At 50.9% G+C, this 19,149-nt stretch carries 17 protein-coding genes; 8 read left to right on the top strand and 9 right to left on the bottom strand.

Annotated elements, in window-relative coordinates; translation table 11 throughout:
• Window positions 1–39: 39 nt before the first annotated feature.
• Window positions 40–579 (top strand): GNAT family N-acetyltransferase, encoded by a 540-nt coding sequence (locus OGY83_RS14130; protein WP_286636123.1) that lies wholly within the window; start codon window positions 40–42, stop codon window positions 577–579.
• 86 nt (window positions 580–665) lie between these two features.
• The gene (locus OGY83_RS14125; RefSeq protein ID WP_286636121.1) at window positions 666–1,016 is read left to right on the top strand and encodes a glycoside hydrolase family protein; all 351 of its coding nucleotides are present in this window, start codon (window positions 666–668) and stop codon (window positions 1,014–1,016) included.
• 15 nt (window positions 1,017–1,031) lie between these two features.
• On the opposite strand, the gene OGY83_RS14120 is transcribed toward OGY83_RS14125, so the two are convergent.
• From OGY83_RS14120 to OGY83_RS14105, 4 genes are all read right to left on the bottom strand, one after another.
• On the bottom strand, window positions 1,032–1,637 hold the full coding sequence (locus OGY83_RS14120) for a helix-turn-helix transcriptional regulator (RefSeq protein WP_123268856.1): 606 nt from the start codon (window positions 1,635–1,637) through the stop codon (window positions 1,032–1,034).
• A gap of 362 nt (window positions 1,638–1,999) precedes the next feature.
• Complete coding sequence (locus OGY83_RS14115; RefSeq protein WP_286636119.1) at window positions 2,000–2,848, bottom strand: EAL domain-containing protein; 849 nt, start codon at window positions 2,846–2,848, stop codon at window positions 2,000–2,002.
• Window positions 2,849–2,899: 51 nt separating this feature from the next.
• Window positions 2,900–4,837 carry a methyl-accepting chemotaxis protein gene (locus tag OGY83_RS14110; RefSeq protein ID WP_286636118.1) on the bottom strand — a complete coding sequence of 646 codons (1,938 nt, stop codon included), beginning with the start codon at window positions 4,835–4,837 and terminating at the stop codon, window positions 2,900–2,902.
• Between the two features lie 135 nt (window positions 4,838–4,972).
• Complete coding sequence (locus tag OGY83_RS14105; RefSeq protein WP_079938188.1) at window positions 4,973–5,413, bottom strand: winged helix-turn-helix domain-containing protein; 441 nt, start codon at window positions 5,411–5,413, stop codon at window positions 4,973–4,975.
• 566 nt (window positions 5,414–5,979) lie between these two features.
• On the opposite strand from OGY83_RS14105, the gene OGY83_RS14100 reads away from it, so the two are divergent.
• Both OGY83_RS14100 and OGY83_RS14095 read left to right on the top strand, forming a co-directional pair.
• Window positions 5,980–6,774: a winged helix-turn-helix domain-containing protein gene (locus OGY83_RS14100; RefSeq protein ID WP_286636117.1), complete on the top strand. Its 795-nt coding sequence runs from the start codon at window positions 5,980–5,982 to the stop codon at window positions 6,772–6,774.
• Complete coding sequence (locus OGY83_RS14095) at window positions 6,761–7,225, top strand: YqeJ family protein (protein ID WP_286636115.1); 465 nt, start codon at window positions 6,761–6,763, stop codon at window positions 7,223–7,225. Before OGY83_RS14100 ends, OGY83_RS14095 begins: the two co-directional genes overlap by 14 nt.
• 15 nt (window positions 7,226–7,240) lie before the next feature.
• Here OGY83_RS14095 and OGY83_RS14090 read toward each other — a convergent pair whose 3' ends face one another.
• Entirely contained in the window at window positions 7,241–7,999 is a 759-nt protein-coding gene (locus OGY83_RS14090) for an SDR family NAD(P)-dependent oxidoreductase (protein WP_286636113.1), read from the bottom strand.
• Window positions 8,000–8,118: 119 nt separating this feature from the next.
• On the opposite strand from OGY83_RS14090, the gene OGY83_RS14085 reads away from it, so the two are divergent.
• The 3 genes from OGY83_RS14085 (at window position 8,119) to OGY83_RS14075 (ending at window position 11,748) form a co-directional block, all read left to right on the top strand.
• Window positions 8,119–9,018, top strand: coding sequence for a LysR family transcriptional regulator (locus OGY83_RS14085; protein ID WP_079938192.1), 900 nt, complete (start codon window positions 8,119–8,121; stop codon window positions 9,016–9,018).
• A gap of 71 nt (window positions 9,019–9,089) precedes the next feature.
• Window positions 9,090–10,091 (top strand): inner membrane protein YhjD, encoded by a 1,002-nt coding sequence (gene yhjD, locus OGY83_RS14080; RefSeq protein WP_032945313.1) that lies wholly within the window; start codon window positions 9,090–9,092, stop codon window positions 10,089–10,091.
• 334 nt (window positions 10,092–10,425) lie between these two features.
• A complete protein-coding gene (locus OGY83_RS14075; RefSeq protein WP_003023312.1) occupies window positions 10,426–11,748 on the top strand; it encodes an MFS transporter in 1,323 nt (440 codons plus the stop codon).
• 83 nt (window positions 11,749–11,831) lie between these two features.
• On the opposite strand, the gene OGY83_RS14070 is transcribed toward OGY83_RS14075, so the two are convergent.
• Window positions 11,832–13,892: an AsmA family protein gene (locus tag OGY83_RS14070; protein WP_286636111.1), complete on the bottom strand. Its 2,061-nt coding sequence runs from the start codon at window positions 13,890–13,892 to the stop codon at window positions 11,832–11,834.
• A gap of 78 nt (window positions 13,893–13,970) precedes the next feature.
• Entirely contained in the window at window positions 13,971–14,738 is a 768-nt protein-coding gene (gene pdeH / locus OGY83_RS14065) for a cyclic-guanylate-specific phosphodiesterase (protein WP_149280769.1), read from the bottom strand.
• 230 nt (window positions 14,739–14,968) lie between these two features.
• Here pdeH and kdgK point away from each other — a divergent pair, with 230 nt between their 5' ends.
• Window positions 14,969–15,898 carry a 2-dehydro-3-deoxygluconokinase gene (gene kdgK, locus OGY83_RS14060; protein ID WP_286636109.1) on the top strand — a complete coding sequence of 310 codons (930 nt, stop codon included), beginning with the start codon at window positions 14,969–14,971 and terminating at the stop codon, window positions 15,896–15,898.
• 99 nt (window positions 15,899–15,997) lie between these two features.
• Here kdgK and OGY83_RS14055 read toward each other — a convergent pair whose 3' ends face one another.
• Window positions 15,998–17,491: a M16 family metallopeptidase gene (locus OGY83_RS14055; protein ID WP_286636108.1), complete on the bottom strand. Its 1,494-nt coding sequence runs from the start codon at window positions 17,489–17,491 to the stop codon at window positions 15,998–16,000.
• A gap of 221 nt (window positions 17,492–17,712) precedes the next feature.
• Window positions 17,713–18,999 carry a C4-dicarboxylate transporter DctC gene (gene dctA, locus OGY83_RS14050; protein ID WP_123268863.1) on the bottom strand — a complete coding sequence of 429 codons (1,287 nt, stop codon included), beginning with the start codon at window positions 18,997–18,999 and terminating at the stop codon, window positions 17,713–17,715.
• Window positions 19,000–19,149 lie beyond the last annotated feature (150 nt).

The raw sequence follows: 19,149 nt of genomic DNA, 5'->3' as shown, positions 1-19,149 counted from the left end.
TTCCGCACAATCATTGAAATTTATTCTGGAGATAAGCCTGTGCCTGTACTGCAAACATCACGTCTGCTCTGCCGCCCACTGACAGAAAATGACTGGACGTTCTTCTTAACGCTACAGCAGAACCCAGATGTGATGCGCTTTGTCGCTGACCCACGTACTGAAGAGGAGATACGGACAGCCTTCGACTCTCGCCTGCCTGAATGGTTTCCCGGCAGTCCGCACTGGCTATGTCTGGTCCTGTGCGATAAGACATCTGGAGCACCACTTGGCGTGACCGGATACATTCAGGATAGCAATGGATGTGCCGAAGTTGGTTTTCTGCTCGCCCCAGAGGCGCAAGGTAAAGGTTATGGCGCTGAATCTCTGCATGCCGTGTGTGAATACGCATTTGCCAGCGGCGGTCTGCGGCGACTGACAGCCTGTGTCACCGCAGGAAACGAAGCCTCACGACGTCTGTTGGAAAAGGTCGGGTTCATTCACGAAGGCACGCTACGCGCAAGCTACTGGCTACATCAAACCTGGCACGATGACTGGATTTTTGGACTGTTAAAACAGGAATATCAGCCGCCCACGGCATAGGTCGTTTTGCGGTAAATACTGGCTGTAAGGCAACTAGCGTAACGGCGTGTTTTTTTTAGAATAGGTCTCTTTGCACAGAGATTATTATGTCGCTGCGTTCGACGTATTTCACGCCCGCTTGTATTGCATTTATTAAGCAATGGCAGGGCCTGTCACTGGAAAAGTATCAGGACAAAAAGGGCATCTGGGTCATTGGCTACGGGCATGAAATCTCCGCCAATGAATCCTTTGATACTCCAATTACAGTGATGCAGGCAGAAGCATTGCTGCTTACAGATATGAGTATCTGCGAGGCATTCATCCATAAGGAAATGCCGCAAATAAAAGACAGGTTTCAGCTGGAAGCATTAATTACGTGGATATTCAGCGTGGGAATTACCCGATTTTGCGCTAAAAAGATCTGGCCGGAGTCTATTTCACAGCCAGAAACATCCTGACTGTGAAATATATTCCTAGTAAATAGTGTTGTTTAACATCATTGCCGCCTGTGTACGATTTTTTACCTCCAGGCGCTGGTACAACGATTCAAGATGGGCTTTTACCGTTCCGGTACTGATATTTAACAGTCGACCAATTTGTTTATTAGATTCTCCGGCGGCCAGCATGGTCAATATCTCCCGCTGACGCGCACTGAGTAATCTGATATTTTGCCCACCGCTTTCGGTAGCGGTTATGCAATCTCTGGGGATAAACATCATCCCCATCGCGACGCTATTGAGGGCCAGCGTAAAGGTTTCCGCGTCAGAATCGCGTGGAACAATGGCCAGCACGTTCAGTTTAGTGACCTCTTGCAGCCATTTTTTACGGCAATCCGTTGCGGTTACCAGCACTTTCACCGTCGCAAAGCGTTCTGCTATCTGTTGCAGCAAGCTACAGCAGAACTCAGCATCAAGGTCGCCATCCAACATAACTAATGCCTCGGGTTTATCTTCCAGCGTCAGCCAAAGCTCATCTGTCTGACTGACACCCTGAACATCCACTCCTGGAATACGTTGCTGCAAACTTACATTCATTCCATGAATAAATATTGACTGCCTGTCAAACATTACTACCTGCATTATTTATCTCCATCCGAATAGGATATTAGCCTTAACATGCGGAAGGGTATTACCCATAGGATAAAATAAGAAGTCACCATTTGGCGGGGGCCATTTTACCGATAGGCGGGGAAGAAAGAAGCAGAAGTTTTGAATAGTTACAGCTCAACCCGAAGGATCACACAAAGGAACAAAAACAGGTTCGGATATTAGGGAAAGTCTTAATATTTGATGTTCGAAATTAGAATGTTAATATTATTTTTTTTGAAGTCTATATTCTTAGCCAAAAATAAGGAATGCACAGTAACAGACAAATATGTTACAAAATGAAATGTCGCATCAATTGATCATCACCTGTGGTTTCCCCAGGCAGTATTGCTGTATCAATCGACACTAAAGATTGCGGGCGATTGCATCACTCCGATCAGATCTTCAAGTGGAACGGGTCTGCATAAATAATACCCTTGTAAAAAATCACAGCGTTTTACGCGCAGATAATCGGCCTGAGCCTGAGTCTCAACGCCCTCGGCAATCATTCGCAGACCCATCTTCTGCGCCAGCTCAATAAGCGTATCGACAATCCTGGTATCACCCCCCTCACCAATCTGGCCGACAAACAGTTTGTCTATCTTAATAAACTCCGGTTCCAGCGCGTGCAGGTAACACAGATTCGAGTATCCCGTCCCGAAATCATCTAACGCCACGGCGATATTGGATTTTCTCAACGAGGCAAACCACTCACTTAGCTGGGGGGTAAAGTGTAGAGGGCGTCTTTCGGTAATTTCGATAACCAGTTGAACCTGACCCGGGGCAAGCTTTTGCATGAGCGCCACAGCGTCCGACTCAAAGCCCGGATCGAGGCAGTTTTCAGGACTCAGATTTAGGTTAAGGTAAAGTCCATTAGGGAAGAGAGGGAGCCGCGGCTGCAGGTCGGCAATGACTTGCTGGATAAGTTGATGCGTCAGCGAGACGATAAGGCCATGCTCCTCCGCCAGGGGAATAAAGACATCAGGAGGAATAGTGCCATATTGGGGATGCGTCCATCTGGCAAGCACCTCAATACCTGCGATTTTACCCGTCTGGCTGTTAAAAATGGGTTGATACACCGGTCTGAACTGGCGTTGGGCGATGGCTGTCTTTAACACTGTTACCGGTGCGCAGGTAAGGCAGCGGGTCAGCAAGATACTTGTGTCAGAGAATAATGTCGGGAGTTGCCTGGTTGTGGTAATCATCACGAGCCTCAAGCGTGCGGCAGCCTGTCCAGAACAGCCGCACGGCAATCATCAGAACTTGACCCAGTCATCCTGGTCGTTAGAGGAAGGACGTGCCATTGAGGTCGCCCTGACGGTGTTCACACCCTTTACCTTATGGTTTTGCGCAATGGCGGTTTGATCGTTCGACACGCGAAAGATCGATACTACTTTTTCAAGTTGTACGGCCTGATCCTCCAACGAACTGGCCGCCGCTGAAGACTCTTCAACCAGAGCGGCGTTTTGTTGGGTGGTGGTATCCATCTCCGCCATAGCCTGCGCAATTTGTGAGATCCCGCGGCTTTGTTCATCGGTCGCAGCGGCAATTTCATTCATGATGTCGCGCACCTGAGACACGGAAGTCTCAATCCTGTTCATCGCAACGCCCGCGCTCTCCACCAGGTGAAAACCGTTATCCACATACACCACGGACTCATTGATCAGGTTTTCAATCTCTTTTGCTGACTGAGCGCTGCGCTGGGCAAGAGTACGCACTTCGGCCGCAACCACGGCGAAACCTTTCCCCTGATCGCCCGCACGGGCTGCTTCTACCGCGGCATTGAGCGCCAGAATGTTGGTCTGGAAAGCAATACTGTTAATGACGGTGGTGATTTCAGAAATACGGTGCGAACTGTCGCGCACGCTCTTCATGGTCTCGATCACCTTCAGTGAGATCGTGCTTCCTTCCGTCGCATTCTGTGAGGCTTCATCCGCCAGCAGCCGCGCATGGTTAGCATTTTCAGCGTTCAGCGCGACGGTCGAGGTAAGCTCTTCCATACTGGCGGCAGTTTCCACCACAGCGGCAGACTGTTGCTCAGTGCGGGCCGATAAATCCATATTCCCCGCCGCAATTTCAGAGGACGATCTGGCAACACTATCCACGCCGTCACGCACATCGTTAATGATGTTTTTCAGGTTGCTGTTCATGGTGGAAACCGCCTGCATGAGCAGACCCGGCTCATCACGACGCGTACTGGTTAGAGTGCTGGTTAAATCACCCCTGGCGATAAGCTCAGCCACGCGCAGGGTTTCATTCAGCGGACGGGTAACGGATAAAGTAATCCCCATTGCCAGCAGGACGCCCAACGCTATACCAATAACGGCAACGATGCCCATCTGCAACTGCACGCTCTCTACCGTATCGGTGACCTTTTTCTGCTGCATGCTAAATAACGTCTGAATCGCCTGAGTCAGCGTGATCGCTTTGTCAGTTAAGGTATCGGAGAGCGCTGCCTGTTGATCCCAAACGCTTTTGTAATTGACCAGCTCTACCGCTACGCTCTGCATGTCTTCAAGCCCGGACTGCAACCAGACCTTTTGCTCTTCAGAAGCCATGGGTAACAACTGCCCGGTATCGGACTTTGCTGTCTCCAGACGTTTGCGGATCCCATTCATTAATTCTTCTGTCGGGTGCTGTTTATACAGCGACATCTGTGAGTCAATGTCACTCATATTAAATGCGATTTGGGCCGCAACAAGCGCGTGTTGGGCATCCAGCGTACCATTCCGGCTCAGCTTTGAGGCCAGCTCAGAGTTATCGCACAGTCCCTGGGTATTCAGTTTTTGTTCGCTGATTTTCTTTTCAGAAAGCGCTTTCGTAAAAGGTTCAAGGCTCGCTACGTAGCTATTGACTGCATTTACCGTATCGTCCAGCGCCTTTTTCCCTTCCTGGGACCAGGACAATGTATCCATATCACTAGCAATACCCTGCATGCGTCTGGTGGCGGCATTGATTTGATCCAGGTATTTCTGGTCCAGCGTGTACTGAAAATTCGTGCGTCCCAGGCGTACCTCGGACAGCGCGTTAAACAGATCGGTGGTATGCCCATTTTTTTTCACTTTGTCCTGGATATTCGCCAAACCAAGCAAGCCCGAAACCAGAATAGCAAGTGTAACGAGCAGGACAATTGAAAATCCAAAGAATAATTTCTTACTGACTTTTAAATTGGTAAAGCGATTAATTATGCCCATATATTACCCCAGAGTCGGTATATACCGAACAACAATACTATTTAACGAACATTAATAGAAAATAAACATAGAAAAGATAACGATAAAAAAAAGCCCCTCACACCTGCGTGCTTAGGGCAAATACCTGGGTTGACATCACTCACTCAGGTTATCTGTCTTCTCCCTTTTTCTAACGGCATGAGTCGGGAGTTCGCTCACTCTATAATAAACGGGGATAACATCAGGATAATTGATAACATACCCCCGCCCTCTTATGTTAAGAATAAAATCCGGGGGTAAGCCCAGCAGGCCGAGTTTATTATTAAGATTGTGCAGGACCTGCCATAATCTTTGCGTGGAGGGGCTTAGACTGTGCGCCTCCCAGATTTTTTCAAATAGCTCTTCTTTCGTTACAGGCTGGCTCCTGGCATTCATTAATAAATACAGGAAAAGCCTTAACATTGTTTCATTAAAATAGATTGACGCAAAAGCGAGGCTTTTCTCTGTATGGCTACCTGTAAGCCGATACAGTCGGCGATTAGAAATGTCAAAATGAATTTCATCACCGATCATAAATCCATATAGACGATAGCCCATATCTTATACCCACGTTAAATGAAGACGAACATGCACCTCTACATATAAGCGTTGAGATAATCCATACCGTTTATGTGGTGGATTATATGGCTGCTATAAATGCTTTCCAATCCACAACCCGATGTACTATCAGGAACCGGTCGTTTAGCATTCGTTTATGGTAGATTAGAAGTTATAAATTAAATTCATGGTTTATTATTCTTCATATGAGAAATTTTCAACGTATGTACCCTGTTTTCGTATAAGCGATCGAACACTCAACTTTTAATATCGAATTTATCTGACTTTAAAGAATTAACCCCTGAATCCCCTGGTTCGCTACATGGTCTACTCCCTTTCTCCCATTAACGCCACGATAAGAGCAATCGGCCACAAGAAGCAGTGATATTTTTTGATTTATAATGAATCATAGCGCACGACTCGAGGGGGAAAAGCGTGAAACACACTGGCAGGTATAACGATAATTATTTGATTTACAAAATTAAAAATCTGAATCAGAAGTTTAGCGCTCAAGCCAGTTAAACATCGTGGACAATCCGGCCCAAGATGCCGCAAATGGTCAAGTCATGAATAAAGTGTTTCTGATAAACGAAACGGTAATATTTGAACCAGAACTTCGCCGCCTTGGGTCATTAGCGAGTTACCCAGAACGCGCGGTCACTTTGCATGGCCCGGTAAATGAATGCCTGGCACAACTGATTGAACACAATGGAGAAGTGCTTACACAACGTTATCTGTTCGCTGCCGTATGGGAAAAGCAAGGAGCGGTAGTGACAACCAATGCGCTTTACCAGACGATTTCATCCATCCGCAAAGCATTGAAAGCGGCTGGTCTGGCTGATGATGTGGTAAAAACACTGCCCAAGGCAGGCTTCAAGTGTATCGCCCGGGTTGCCGCGGGTGAGCGGGATGATTTTCTTAAACCGCAGAAAATATCTGCCGACCCCATTTTAATCGCACCATCATCTGAACAAACAGAAGCATTTTCCGAGACCGTTAAAACAGCACCAAAGCGTTTGTGGCCGTACTGGATAGCTGCCCTGCTGTTTATTCTCTCTTGTAGCGTGCTTTATCAAACGTGGAAATATGATGAACCCATTTTTGTTCGCTATCATCCTGTTGGCCAAATGAACGGATGCAAAGTTTTTTCCTCCTGGTACGATCGTGACAAAAGCCAAAGCGCATTTGAAGCATTGTCCGGTCGCTATTCATTCAGCTGTCGTGAAGGTGAGAATGCTTATTTAACGCTCAACCATGCGCAGCGTGGTGTAACGGTGTTAATTTGCGATAATAACCCACAAAAGAGCGCCACACGTTGCCATTCCATTTATTACAAGCAGCAATATAATGAAAATGAATAAGGGTTTTTTAATCTGGTCGCTGATTGGTCTGGCGATTGCTGCGCCGCTATTGACTGCCGGTTATATTCAACATCAGCGAGCGAATTTTAGCTGTGAGATCCATACCGCCATTGTGTATGACAATTCGGTACTGGATATGATCCTGGATTTTAATCTTAATAATGGCAATGGTAACTATGAAGCTGTGGGGGAATATAAAGAGGTTGGTACTCAGTCTCAGTCCGTTAGTAATAAAGTGACATTTAAGTACTGGCATGAGGATGGGGAGGTAATCATGGTTTCTGATGAAACAAATCCACTCCCGAAGAAGAATGAACTCTTCAGAACGTTCATCCCCGATTTCTTTCAGCACCGCGATCGCGGTATCAGATTTCAGATAATACCGGTAAACGCCACCAGCTATGTTTTTAACTATGATGGCGCGCCCGTTTTCTATTGCTCCAAAGGCTGAGTAAGAGACTGTCGATTACAGGAACATGCCGCCGGATACCTCAATACGCTGTGCCGTCATCCAGGCCAGTTCATCGCTGAGCAGCGCAGCAATGGCATCGCCGATATCATCCGGCAAACCAACGCGTCCCAGCGCCGTTTGCGATGCAATGTACGCATTCAGTTGCGCGTTATCCCGCACGTTTCCGCCGCTAAAATCCGTCTCTATTGCGCCAGGCGCAATAATATTCGCCGTTATACCGCGCTCTCCCAGCTCTTTGGCCTGATAACGGGTTAACACTTCCATCGCACCTTTCATGGCTGCGTATGCGCTGTAACCCGGTAGCGCAAAGCGGGCTAGCCCGGTCGAGACATTGAGGATGCGACCACCTTTATTCATCAGCGGTAGCAGGCTCTGCGTCAGGAAAAAGGGGCCCTTAAAATGGATGTTCAAAAGTTGGTCAAATTGCGCTTCGGTAAATGCCGGATACGGCGCGTTAATGCCGATTCCGGCATTGTTCAATAAATAATCAAACGAGTTACATTGCCAATACGTTTGTAGGGTTTCCTGCAGCTGTTGAACAAACTGAGGGAATGTAGAAGTATCACCGACATTCAACGGTAATGCCGCCGCTTTACCGCCAGATTGGCGAATTTCATTCACAACCTGCTGCGCTTCTTTTTCATTGCTGTTCCACGTCAGAATAATACCAATTCCTTTCTTCGCCAGCTTCAGCGCCGCGTTTTTACCGAGTCCACGACCGCCACCGGTCACCAATGCGATACGTTGCGTCATAAGAAACCTCATTTCAGGTGTTGTGAAGATTGAGACAAAGCTTATTAGGTGATAGAAAAACAATAAATACTGCTAACTGCGCATTACTGTTTCATTTAGAACAACAATAGGGCATAAGAATGGATAAAATTCACGCAATGCAGTTGTTCATCCGCGTCGCAGAACTGGAGAGCTTTTCGCGCGCGGCAGACACCCTCGGACTTCCTAAAGGTAGCGTATCGCGCCAGATCCAGGCTCTGGAAAATCATCTGGGCACGCAGTTATTACACCGCACCACCCGCCGCGTTCAGCTCACGCAAGACGGCATGATCTATTACGAACGCGCGAAAGATCTGTTGAGTAATCTGGATGAACTGGATGGGCTGTTCCATCACGATCCGTCCAGCATCAGCGGCAAACTGCGCGTTGATATGCCGGTCGGTGTCGCAAGAAACCTGGTGATGCCCCGCTTACCGAGCTTTTTGCATCAGTATCCAGGCCTGGAACTCGAACTCAGCAGCAGCGACCGCCTGGTGGATCTGGTCCGCGAAGGTTTCGACTGTGTGGTACGCGTGGGTACGCTGAAAGATTCAGGGCTGATTGCCCGCCCGCTGGGAAAACTCACGCAGATTAACTGCGCCAGCCCGCAGTACCTCGCCCGCTTTGGTTATCCGGAAAGCCTGGAGGATTTAGCTTCACATGCAGTGGTGCACTACTCGGTCAATTTGGGAACGCGTGCGCAAGGTTTCGAAGTGGCGACAGAAAACGGCACGCAATGGGTTAAAACCGGCGGCATGCTAACGGTAAACAGTACCGAAACCTATCACGCGGCATGCCTTGCCGGTCTGGGCATTATTCAGGTGCCGCGTGTGGGCGTGCGTGATGCCCTGCGCGCCGGTACGCTGGTCGAAGTGTTACCGCAATATCGCGCCGAGCCAATGCCGGTCTCTTTGCTTTATCCGCATCGGCGCAACCTCTCCCGCCGGGTACATCTGTTTATGGAATGGCTGACTGGCGTAATGAAAGACTATGTGGATTAGTCCATTTTTCAGGATGCGCCCCTGAGCAGGCTATAATGTCATGAGTGAACAAAATAAGGACAACCGATCGGATGACGCAGGAACAAGACGCAAAGCACCCTACGCCAGAACATAAACCAGCCTCCGCCGCGCCGGAGAAAAACGCTAAAGCGAACCAGGCGCTGAAAACCGCTCTGACCTTCGCCGATAAAATTCAACGTCAGCCCATCATCGCCCATCTTATTCGTGCCGCAGAGCGGTTTAACGATCGTATGGGAAATCAGTTTGGCGCCGCCATTACCTACTTCTCGTTTCTGTCGATGATCCCAATCCTGATGGTGTCGTTTGCCGCCGCGGGTTTTATTCTCGCTTCGCACCCTACGCTGTTGCAGGACATCTTCAGCAAGATTCTGCTGAACGTCAGCGATCCGACGCTCGCCTCTACGCTGAAAAACACCATCAATACCGCCGTTCAGCAGCGTACTACCGTAGGTTTGGTAGGGCTGGGCATCGCGCTCTATTCCGGAATTAACTGGATGGGGAACCTGCGCGAAGCGATTCGTGCCCAGTCGCGGGATGTTTGGGAACGTACGCCGCAGGATCAGGAAAAAATTTGGGTCAAATATCTGCGTGATTTTGTTTCCTTGATTGGTTTACTGGTTGCGCTGATTGTTACCCTGTCCATTACCTCTATCGCCGGTTCCGCCCAGCAGATGATTATCTCTGCGCTGTATCTCGACGGCATCGAATGGCTGAAGCCCGCCTGGCGACTGATCGGCCTGACCATCTCTATTTTTGCCAACTACTTGCTGTTCTTCTGGATTTTCTGGCGGCTACCGCGTCACCGACCGCGTAAGAAAGCGCTCATCCGCGGTACATTTATCGCGGCGCTGGGGTTTGAAGTCATCAAAATGATCATGACGTATACCCTGCCGTCACTGGTGCAGTCGCCGTCAGGCGCGGCATTTGGTTCCGTGCTTGGACTGATGGCGTTCTTCTACTTCTTCGCTCGTCTGACCCTGTTTTGCGCAGCCTGGATTGCCACGGCGGAATACAAAGACGACCCGCGTATGCCGGGGAAAACACACCGCTAATTCATCATTCATGCCGGATGGCGCTACGCTTATCCGGCCTACAGGAGGTTTAGTTGTAGGTCGGGCAAGCGCAGCACCCCGGCAGGTGACGACACCTTAACCGCCGCCGTTTGCAGAATATAAATCCAACCCGTAACTTTTATTTAACCAAAAACCAGTTTTATCATCCAAGTTTTAAATTGTGTGAAGCATTTCATAGAAGTGAAATCTCAAGCCTAAAAATTATCCCCTTTTTGCTCCATTTTTGACCGACCTCAAAGTTTGTTACAGATTGAAATGTCTCTTTTGCTGTGCGTAATATGACCTTTCGTTCGGCCAAAAATAAGAAAATATTATGCAAGCAACAGCCACAACACTCGACAACGAACAGGAACACACCCCGGTCAACTCGCGCAATAAAGTCGTCGTCGCCTCGCTCATTGGCACCGCCATTGAGTTCTTCGACTTCTATATCTACGCCACCGCTGCGGTAATCGTGTTCCCGCATATCTTTTTCCCGCAGGGGGATCCGACCGCGGCTACGCTGCAGTCCCTCGCCACTTTTGCTATCGCCTTTGTGGCCCGACCGATCGGTTCTGCGGTATTCGGGCATTTCGGCGATCGCGTCGGCCGTAAAGTCACGCTGGTTGCTTCACTGCTTACCATGGGGATTTCGACGGTCGTCATTGGCCTGCTGCCGGGCTATGAAACTATCGGCATTTTCGCCCCACTGCTGCTGGCGCTGGCGCGTTTTGGCCAGGGTTTAGGTCTGGGCGGTGAATGGGGCGGCGCGGCGTTGCTGGCGACGGAAAACGCACCACCGCGCAAACGCGCGCTGTACGGCTCCTTTCCACAGCTGGGCGCGCCTATCGGCTTCTTCTTCGCCAACGGCACCTTCCTGCTGCTCTCCTGGCTGTTAACCGACGAGCAGTTCATGAGCTGGGGTTGGCGCGTACCGTTCATCTTCTCTGCGGTACTGGTGATTATCGGTCTGTACGTTCGCGTTTCGCTGCATGAATCCCCGGTCTTCGCCAAAGTCGCCGCGGCGAAAAAACAGGTGAAAATCCCGCTGGGTACCCTGCTGACAAAACATGTCCGCGTGACGATCCTCGGCACGTTCATCATGCTGGCGACCTATACGCTGTTCTATATCATGACCGTCTATTCGATGACGTTCAGTACCGCCGCAGCGCCTGTAGGGCTTGGCCTGCCGCGTAATGAAGTGTTGTGGATGCTGATGATGGCGGTCATTGGTTTTGGCGTCATGGTGCCGGTGGCGGGCCTGCTGGCCGATGCGTTTGGTCGCCGCAAGAGCATGCTCATCATCACTACGCTGATCATTTTGTTTGCGCTGTTTGCCTTTAAACCGCTGCTCGGCTCTGGCAATCCGGTGCTGGTGTTCGCCTTCCTGTTGCTGGGCTTAAGCCTGATGGGTCTGACATTTGGCCCGATGGGCGCACTGCTGCCGGAGCTGTTCCCGACTGAAGTGCGCTATACGGGGGCGTCGTTCTCGTACAACGTTTCGTCAATTCTCGGCGCATCGGTTGCCCCATACATCGCTGCATGGTTGCAGGCGAATTATGGTCTGGCGGCGGTTGGTACGTATCTGGCATCGATGGCGGCGTTAACGCTTATTGCGCTGCTGTTAACCCACGAAACCCGCCATCAGTCGTTGTAATTCTTTTGCCGGATGCGGTGTAACCACCTTATCCGGCCTGGGTTGAGCATGAAATCCAGGCCGGATAAACATCCGGCTAAACATCACTTCTTCATCTGCGACAGAATTGTCCGGCACTGATTCGCGTCACCCTCTGATGGCGAAATCAGCGCCAGCAGGGCCGCCGCAGGAGTGACTAACGTAGCTAATGCGGCAGCAACCGCACCGCGCGCAATTAGCGGTCCGGCCTTCACGCCCGCCTGCGGATTCTTAAAGGTGCCGCGAACATACAGCGGCGAACGCAGAGTAATAATACGAATCCCTTTACTCTCCGGATCGATGGTTAAATCCAGTTGCTCCGACGCAAAGCTTGCCGTACCAGTGACATTAATGACTGCGTTTTCCGTGTCGAAAGCAAAAATCTGCGGACGCGCCACGCCGTTAACAATATCCAGATTCGCCGCCGCGCAGTTCACCCGCACTTCGTCATCGCCAAATATCTGCCCGACGATATAGTTACCCAGATTCAAGCCCACGATTTCCATCAGATTCCGGCTGATCAAGCCGTCATTCATCAGCAGTTTCAGGTTGCCATTGCTGTTACCCAGCAGCGCCGCTACCGAGTTTCCACTGCCGCTAAACCGGGCGTCCCCGTTCATTTCACCGAGCGTTTTCTGCATCAGTTCCACATCGGGCATCAGCGCTTTTAGCTTCAGCCGCCGCGCCTGAATATCCGCCTGCCCCCGCATCGGCTTTTTATCCCCTTCCAGATGAATGCTGGAGACAATGCTGCCTCCCGCAAGACCAAATTTCAGCGGTTGCAGGCGCAGGTCGGCATTTTTCAGGATGATATGAGTGGAGAGATCGCTGATCGGCAGGCTACTACCATGCTCAATACGCCGTCCTTTGAAACGCACGTCAGCGTCCATCATGTTCCATTTGTCGGTTTCAAAACGGTCATACGGCAAGACCTTGTCCGCAGGCTGAACGCTCTTCTCACCTTTGCGCTGTTCAGATTGTTTTGCCCGTTCCGCCCCTTTGCCTGAATCCACCCCGATCAGCGGCCCTAAATCGGCCAGCCTCAGCTGGCGTGATTCCACATCGCCCTTCAGCATGGGTCGCGGCTTACCGGTGGTGTAGGCCAGCGTTCCGTGAATATCGCTGTCGCCAATGCGGCCATTGAAATCGCGATAATCAAAAACAGAGGATTTTTCCGGGTCAATTTTCGCCACCAGACGTCCGTCGGTTTCAAACGGCGGCGTATCCGGCAGCAGTACGCCGGTCAAATCGTACAAATCTCCTAGCGAATCTCCCGAGAATTTAAGCCGCAGATCCGCCCCACCCATGTTCATCGGATCGTTTATCGTGCCGATAAACGCTACGCGCGTATTGCCCGAACGGAAATCAGCCTGAATCGGGAAAGGTGTTCCTTCGCCACGCAGCGCCAGCATCCCGCCTATTTTTCCGCTACCGCTTAGCGGTTCGCCGTTATATCGCCCTTGCACTTTCAGCCCAAACACGTAGTCCTCGACGCGGGCGTTGCGCTCTTTACCTTTTGCGCCGGTCACTTCGCTAAAGGGCAACGGTTTACCCAGCGGATCGACCAGGATCTCAATCTCCGACTTCGTCACCTTATCGTTAATGGCGATACGTCCCTGGTCGAACAGAATGTTATCCAGCCGGAAAGACCATGCGGATGGCGGCGCATCAGGATCGCGGTTTTCGTCCCCAGCTAAGTTAAAGGTCCAGTTATTGTTTTTCTCCGACAGGCGGATCAGCCGCGCATCCGGTTTGACCAGCTTGACCCACGGGAGCCAGACGGTTTTTGTCAGCAGTGCCAGCGGGGCGAGCGTAGCTTCAACACGCGGGAGATGCACCATGGTGACGTCAGGAATGTCTGGCGGGTTGCCGAGGATGATATCTTCAGCATGAACGTGCGGCCACGGAACCCAACTACGCCAGCCGGTTTCCTGCTTCTGACGTTGCCAAACCACGCCCAGGTCACCCCGTATAGCAAAGGGACGGTTGAGTTCTGTAGAGACTTTCTGGTTGATGGTCGGTTTGAGCCGGTTCCAGTCAAATGTCGCAATCACAATGATGAGTACGACGATCAACAACAAGAAAACCCCTATTGCTGAAGTGGTTATTTTACCTGTTTTCGTCATGTCTAACCTCCTTACTTCCTTCCTTGCCTGTCCTAAAGATAGTCCAGCAGGATGAAAAGGAGGTGCGCTACGCACTCATCAAAGCGACAGAATTACGTCTTCGAGGGTATCCAGGGGCACTGGACGAGAGAGAAAATAGCCTTGCGCAGCGAAAGCCGGTGAGTTTTGCACATCACGCCACTCTTCCAGCGTTTCAACGCCTTCGACAATGACACCGCGGCAATAGCGGTTCATGAGCTGTAATAGCAGTGTGAAGAGATTACGTCCCTCCGGCGTCTTGCGCAGCATGACGAACAGGTCTCGCGCCACTTTGATATAGTCATAACTCACTTCACTAAGCGCCGAGAAGTTCGCCATTCCGGTACCAAAATCATCCAGCCAGAGCGGGCCGAACTCGCACATTGAGGCGAAGGACGACCCCTTCGGTAAGCGGATATGTTCCACCAGCTCAAAACGCAGCCACGGCAGGCCTTCAATGATTTTCAGGATTTCGGGATCCTGGCGCATCGCAATAAGCGTTGGTCCGTCGACGTTCACAGAAGCCAGCAGGTTGTTGGCTCTGAAAAAGTCCCCTTTCAGCTCAAGTTGAAGAAGTTGCTCTTTCACCACATCAACACGATGTCGGACGGTTACTTCAGCAAAATAGCGGTCTGGCGCAATACGTTGGGATGGATTATCAGGATGGCTCACGACAGTCAGCAGTTCAACGGCCATCAGCCGTCCGTTGGTCTGGTAAATTGGCTGGTAGGTGTAAGCACGCTCGCACTGCAGCCAATAGCGTCTTTCCTGCAAGCTTTCAATACTCGCATCGGGCGTAATGAGCTGCTGGGTAACCTGCTTTATCATCTGAGATGTCCTGTAAATAAGAGTGTGACTGACCGGACTCGTCAAAGGTTATCGGCGCTCAGACGCAGAACTTTACGTTCAGCTGTGCGCAAAAATAAAAACTAAGCGGCAAAAACAACGCAGAACACGTGCTGGCTCAAAAAAATAATGGAACGATGTTTTAATATAGTTGACCACTTAACACCCACAGCGCACACTAACGCTAATTTTTTTCAAAGCAGGTTACGACTATGTCCAGAAAGATTGCCGTGATTGGCGAATGCATGATTGAGCTGTCACAGAAAGGCGCTGACGTTCAGCGCGGATTCGGTGGCGACACGTTGAATACATCCGTTTATATCGCCCGTCAGGTCGATGCTGCGGCACTTTCCGTACACTATGTGACTGCACTGGGTACCGACAGTTTTAGCCAACAAATGCTGGAGTCCTGGCAGGGTGAAAACGTGGATACCTCATTAACCCAGCGCATGGAAAACCGCCTGCCAGGTCTCTACTACATTGAGACCGACAGCACTGGCGAGCGCACCTTCTATTACTGGCGTAATGAAGCCGCCGCTAAATTCTGGCTGGAGAGCGAGCAGTCCGCCGCGATTTGCGAAGAGCTGGCGACATTTGACTACTTGTATCTGAGCGGAATCAGCCTGGCAATTTTAAGCCCGGCAAGTCGTGACAAGCTGCTGTCGTTGCTGCGTGAATGCCGTGCCAACGGTGGAAAGGTCATTTTTGACAATAACTACCGTCCGCGTCTGTGGAGCAGTAAAGAAGAAACCCAGCAGGTGTATCAGCAGATGCTGGAATGTACCAATATCGCATTCCTGACGCTGGACGATGAAGACGCGCTGTGGGGTGAAAAACCCGTTGCTGAGGTGATTGCCCGTACTCACGCGGCTGGCGTTCAGGAAGTGGTAGTGAAGCGCGGCGCAGATTCATGCCTGGTGTCTATCGCAGGCGAAGAACTGATCAACGTTCCGGCCGTTAAATTGCCGAAAGAGAAAGTGATCGATACCACTGCGGCCGGAGATTCCTTCAGCGCCGGGTATCTGGCGGTACGTCTGACCGGTGGCGATGCCACCGAAGCCGCAAAACGCGGCCACCTGACGGCAAGCACCGTGATTCAGCATCGCGGGGCGATTATCCCACGCGACGCTATGCCGCAATAACGCGTTGTTCTTGTAGGCCGGATAAGGCGTTTACGCCGCATCCGGCATTGGGTACGCCGGGGGCGCTTCGCTTGCCCGGCCTACAGGTTACGGTACTCTTTACTGTACAGGCGGGATATCCGTCACTTCAGGGTGTGATTCATCCGTTTCAACAGACGTTGCCGCTGCGGTAACGGGCGCCATAATGCTATCCCACGTCGCCTGCAGATCCTTCATATTGAATTCAGGTTCACCCTTCGGCTGCAGCAGAATTAACGCCATATCTTGCGACAACTGCTGACGCAGGTCCTGATTCAGCATCTCAACGCTCAGGCTGTTGAGGAAGCTTTGGCGCAAACGCTGGTACTGTTCAGGCGCAATATCCACCACCTGATTTTGCAGCGAGCGCAAACGCTGGCTGATCAAAATATCGGTATCGGTACGACCATAGGTGGCAAACAGCTTCTGCAGTTCCAGATTCTTTTGCGCTACCAGCGCATTGAATTCTTCCTCCGGAAGTCCCTTATCACGCACTTTCGCCAGCTCACGCGCAACCGTACCCAGATTGGCGTTCAGCTTATCGTTCGGCGACTCAACGTTAATCGCGCACTGCGCGCGCAGGAACAGCACCCGGCAGTCAAATCCGAGGCCAATGTCTTTGGCATTGTTTTTGGTTAGCTCTTGCTGAATGTGCCAGAACAGCGCCTCACGCGCTAAATCAGCGCGCCAGTAACGTAACAGCGCGGCAGATTCACGGATCGGCTGCCACGGCGTATCCCACATAATAGACAGGCGATCCTGGCGTACCGCGTCAGTCATAATGCTCACGGCTTCTGCTCGCAGCGGCGAGAGCGTGGGAACCGGTGCAGGCGTTTCGCGCTTTCCTTTTAACTCACCAAAGGTTTTATTGATTTGCTCAGCTACGCTGCGTGCATCAACGTTACCGACGATGATCAGCGTCATCGCGTCCGGGGTATACCATTTCTGGTAGAAAGACTGAAGTTTCGACGCGTCTACAGGCGTTTTCAGCGGATCGGCGGGATCGTGCCCCAGCAGGGTCGATCCCTTCAGACGGTAACGCCACCACCCTTCTTTGGTATCTGACGGCCAGGTTGCCACCATATCTTCGCTGCTCAGCGCATGATTGACCGTTTCAGAGGTGATGCTCAGTTTACCGGAGATATTCGCCAGATAAGAAAGTGACTCTTTCAGTAGATCGTTACGGCTGTTAGGCAGACTGAGGCTATACAACGTGGAATCATAGGAAACGATAACCGGCGGCATGGGACGTTTGGGATCGAACCCCTGCTGCCACAGTGAACGGGCCTGCGAGGCATCGAGGCCACCGCTTTGCGTCAGCGCGATACGCGGAATCGCATGGCTGAAACCACTCTGTTGCGCACTTTCGGTGAGTGAACCGGTATTAACCAGCAGGCGAACCTCAATACGGTCGCTCGGGCGCTGGGGAGTGGCTAACACTTGCCACTGTAAACCATTTGCCAGCGTGCCCTGTTGCCATGCTGGATCAGGCTGGAGCGCATCTGCCTGCACATAGCCGGCAGTGGCCATCATCAGCAAGCCGCCCGCTAAAAGTCGAATTTTTGTGCCCTGCATGTGAACCCCTGATCAACTATCCTGGAAATAAAAAGACAGCCCTCGAAAGGACTCTCTGAATATGACGTTAAAAACACTTCGTGTTAGACCGCGAGAACATAAAAATGTCACGGAAGAAGTGAAAAAATCCCGAGCCGCCGAATCGACGGTTTCAGGCACAGGGGGTAATTATGCGCAAACGCCCGCAGTCCTGGAAGGGACTACGGGCATAAGTGACGAGATTAAGAGGATAAATCGTGCGTTTTGCCATCCGGCGCACGATTATTCAACGTGTCATCCAGCTTTTTACTGTCTAATTCTTTCACCCATTTAGCCACAACGACAGTTGCAACACCGTTACCAATCAGGTTGGTCAGCGCACGGGCTTCAGACATGAAGCGGTCAATACCAAGAATCAGTGCCAGGCCAGCAACCGGCAAATGCCCCACCGCAGAGATAGTCGCGGCCAGAACAATAAAGCCACTCCCGGTCACACCCGCAGCACCTTTTGAGGAGAGCAGGAGCACCACCAACAGGGTTATCTGATGGAAGATATCCATGTGGCTGTTGGTAGCCTGAGCGATAAACACCGCCGCCATAGTCAGATAGATTGATGTCCCATCAAGGTTAAACGAGTAGCCCGTGGGTATAACCAATCCGACAACCGACTTCCGACAGCCCAGTTTTTCCATCTTATCGAGCATACGCGGCAGCGCAGACTCGGAAGAAGAAGTCCCCAGAACGATCAGCAGTTCTTCACGGATATAGCGGATGAATTTAAAGATACTGAAGCCGGTTGCGCGCGCAATTGAACCCAGCACCAGCACCACAAACAGAATACAGGTGATGTAGAAGCAGATGATTAGCTGGCCCAGTTGCACCAGCGTTCCGACGCCATATTTACCGATGGTAAAGGCCATAGCACCGAAAGCACCGATCGGCGCCAGGCGCATGATCATATTAATGATGCCGAAAATAACCTGCGAGAAACTTTCAATAACGTTGAAAATCATCTGGCCCTTGCTGCCCAGACGATGCAGCGCAAAACCAAACATTACCGCAAACAGCAATACCTGCAGGATGTTACCGCTGGCAAACGCACCAATAACGCTCGCTGGGATAATATCCATCAGGAAACCTACGATCCCCTGGTCTTTTGCCTGTTCGGCGTACATCGCAACCGCTTTGGCATCCAGTGTCGCCGGATCGACGTTCATCCCGGCACCGGGTTGCACCACGTTGACGATGATAAGACCGATGATCAGCGCAATGGTACTAACAATTTCAAAATAGAGCAGTGCAACCGCGCCGGTGCGGCCTACGGCTTTCATACTTTCCATGCCTGCAATGCCGGTAACGACAGTACAGAAGATGACAGGTGCGATGACCATTTTGATGAGCTTAACGAAAGCATCACCAAGCGGCTTCATTTGGGCGCCTAATTCAGGGTAGAAATGGCCAAGGAGAATACCTATGGCAATCGCTGTCAGGACCTGAAAGTAAAGGCTTTTGAATATAGAGGTTTTCATAGGGTGTCCTTAAAGTAAAAACCACAGGTCTTGTAAGGTTTTGTTTAACCTGCGGCCTTAAGGTAACACCCACACAACTTGACAGAAATGTACCTGGATCATAATTGATACAGAAATGTTAAAAATTTTGAGCTGGCTCGCACAAGCGAG

Origin of the sequence: Citrobacter sp. Cpo090, from assembly GCF_030332665.1 — a bacterium.
GTDB classification, from domain to species: Bacteria; Pseudomonadota; Gammaproteobacteria; order Enterobacterales; family Enterobacteriaceae; genus Citrobacter; species Citrobacter portucalensis.
The sequence above is the reverse complement of the archived record's forward strand: the minus strand, read 5'-3'. Positions and strand labels throughout refer to the sequence as shown.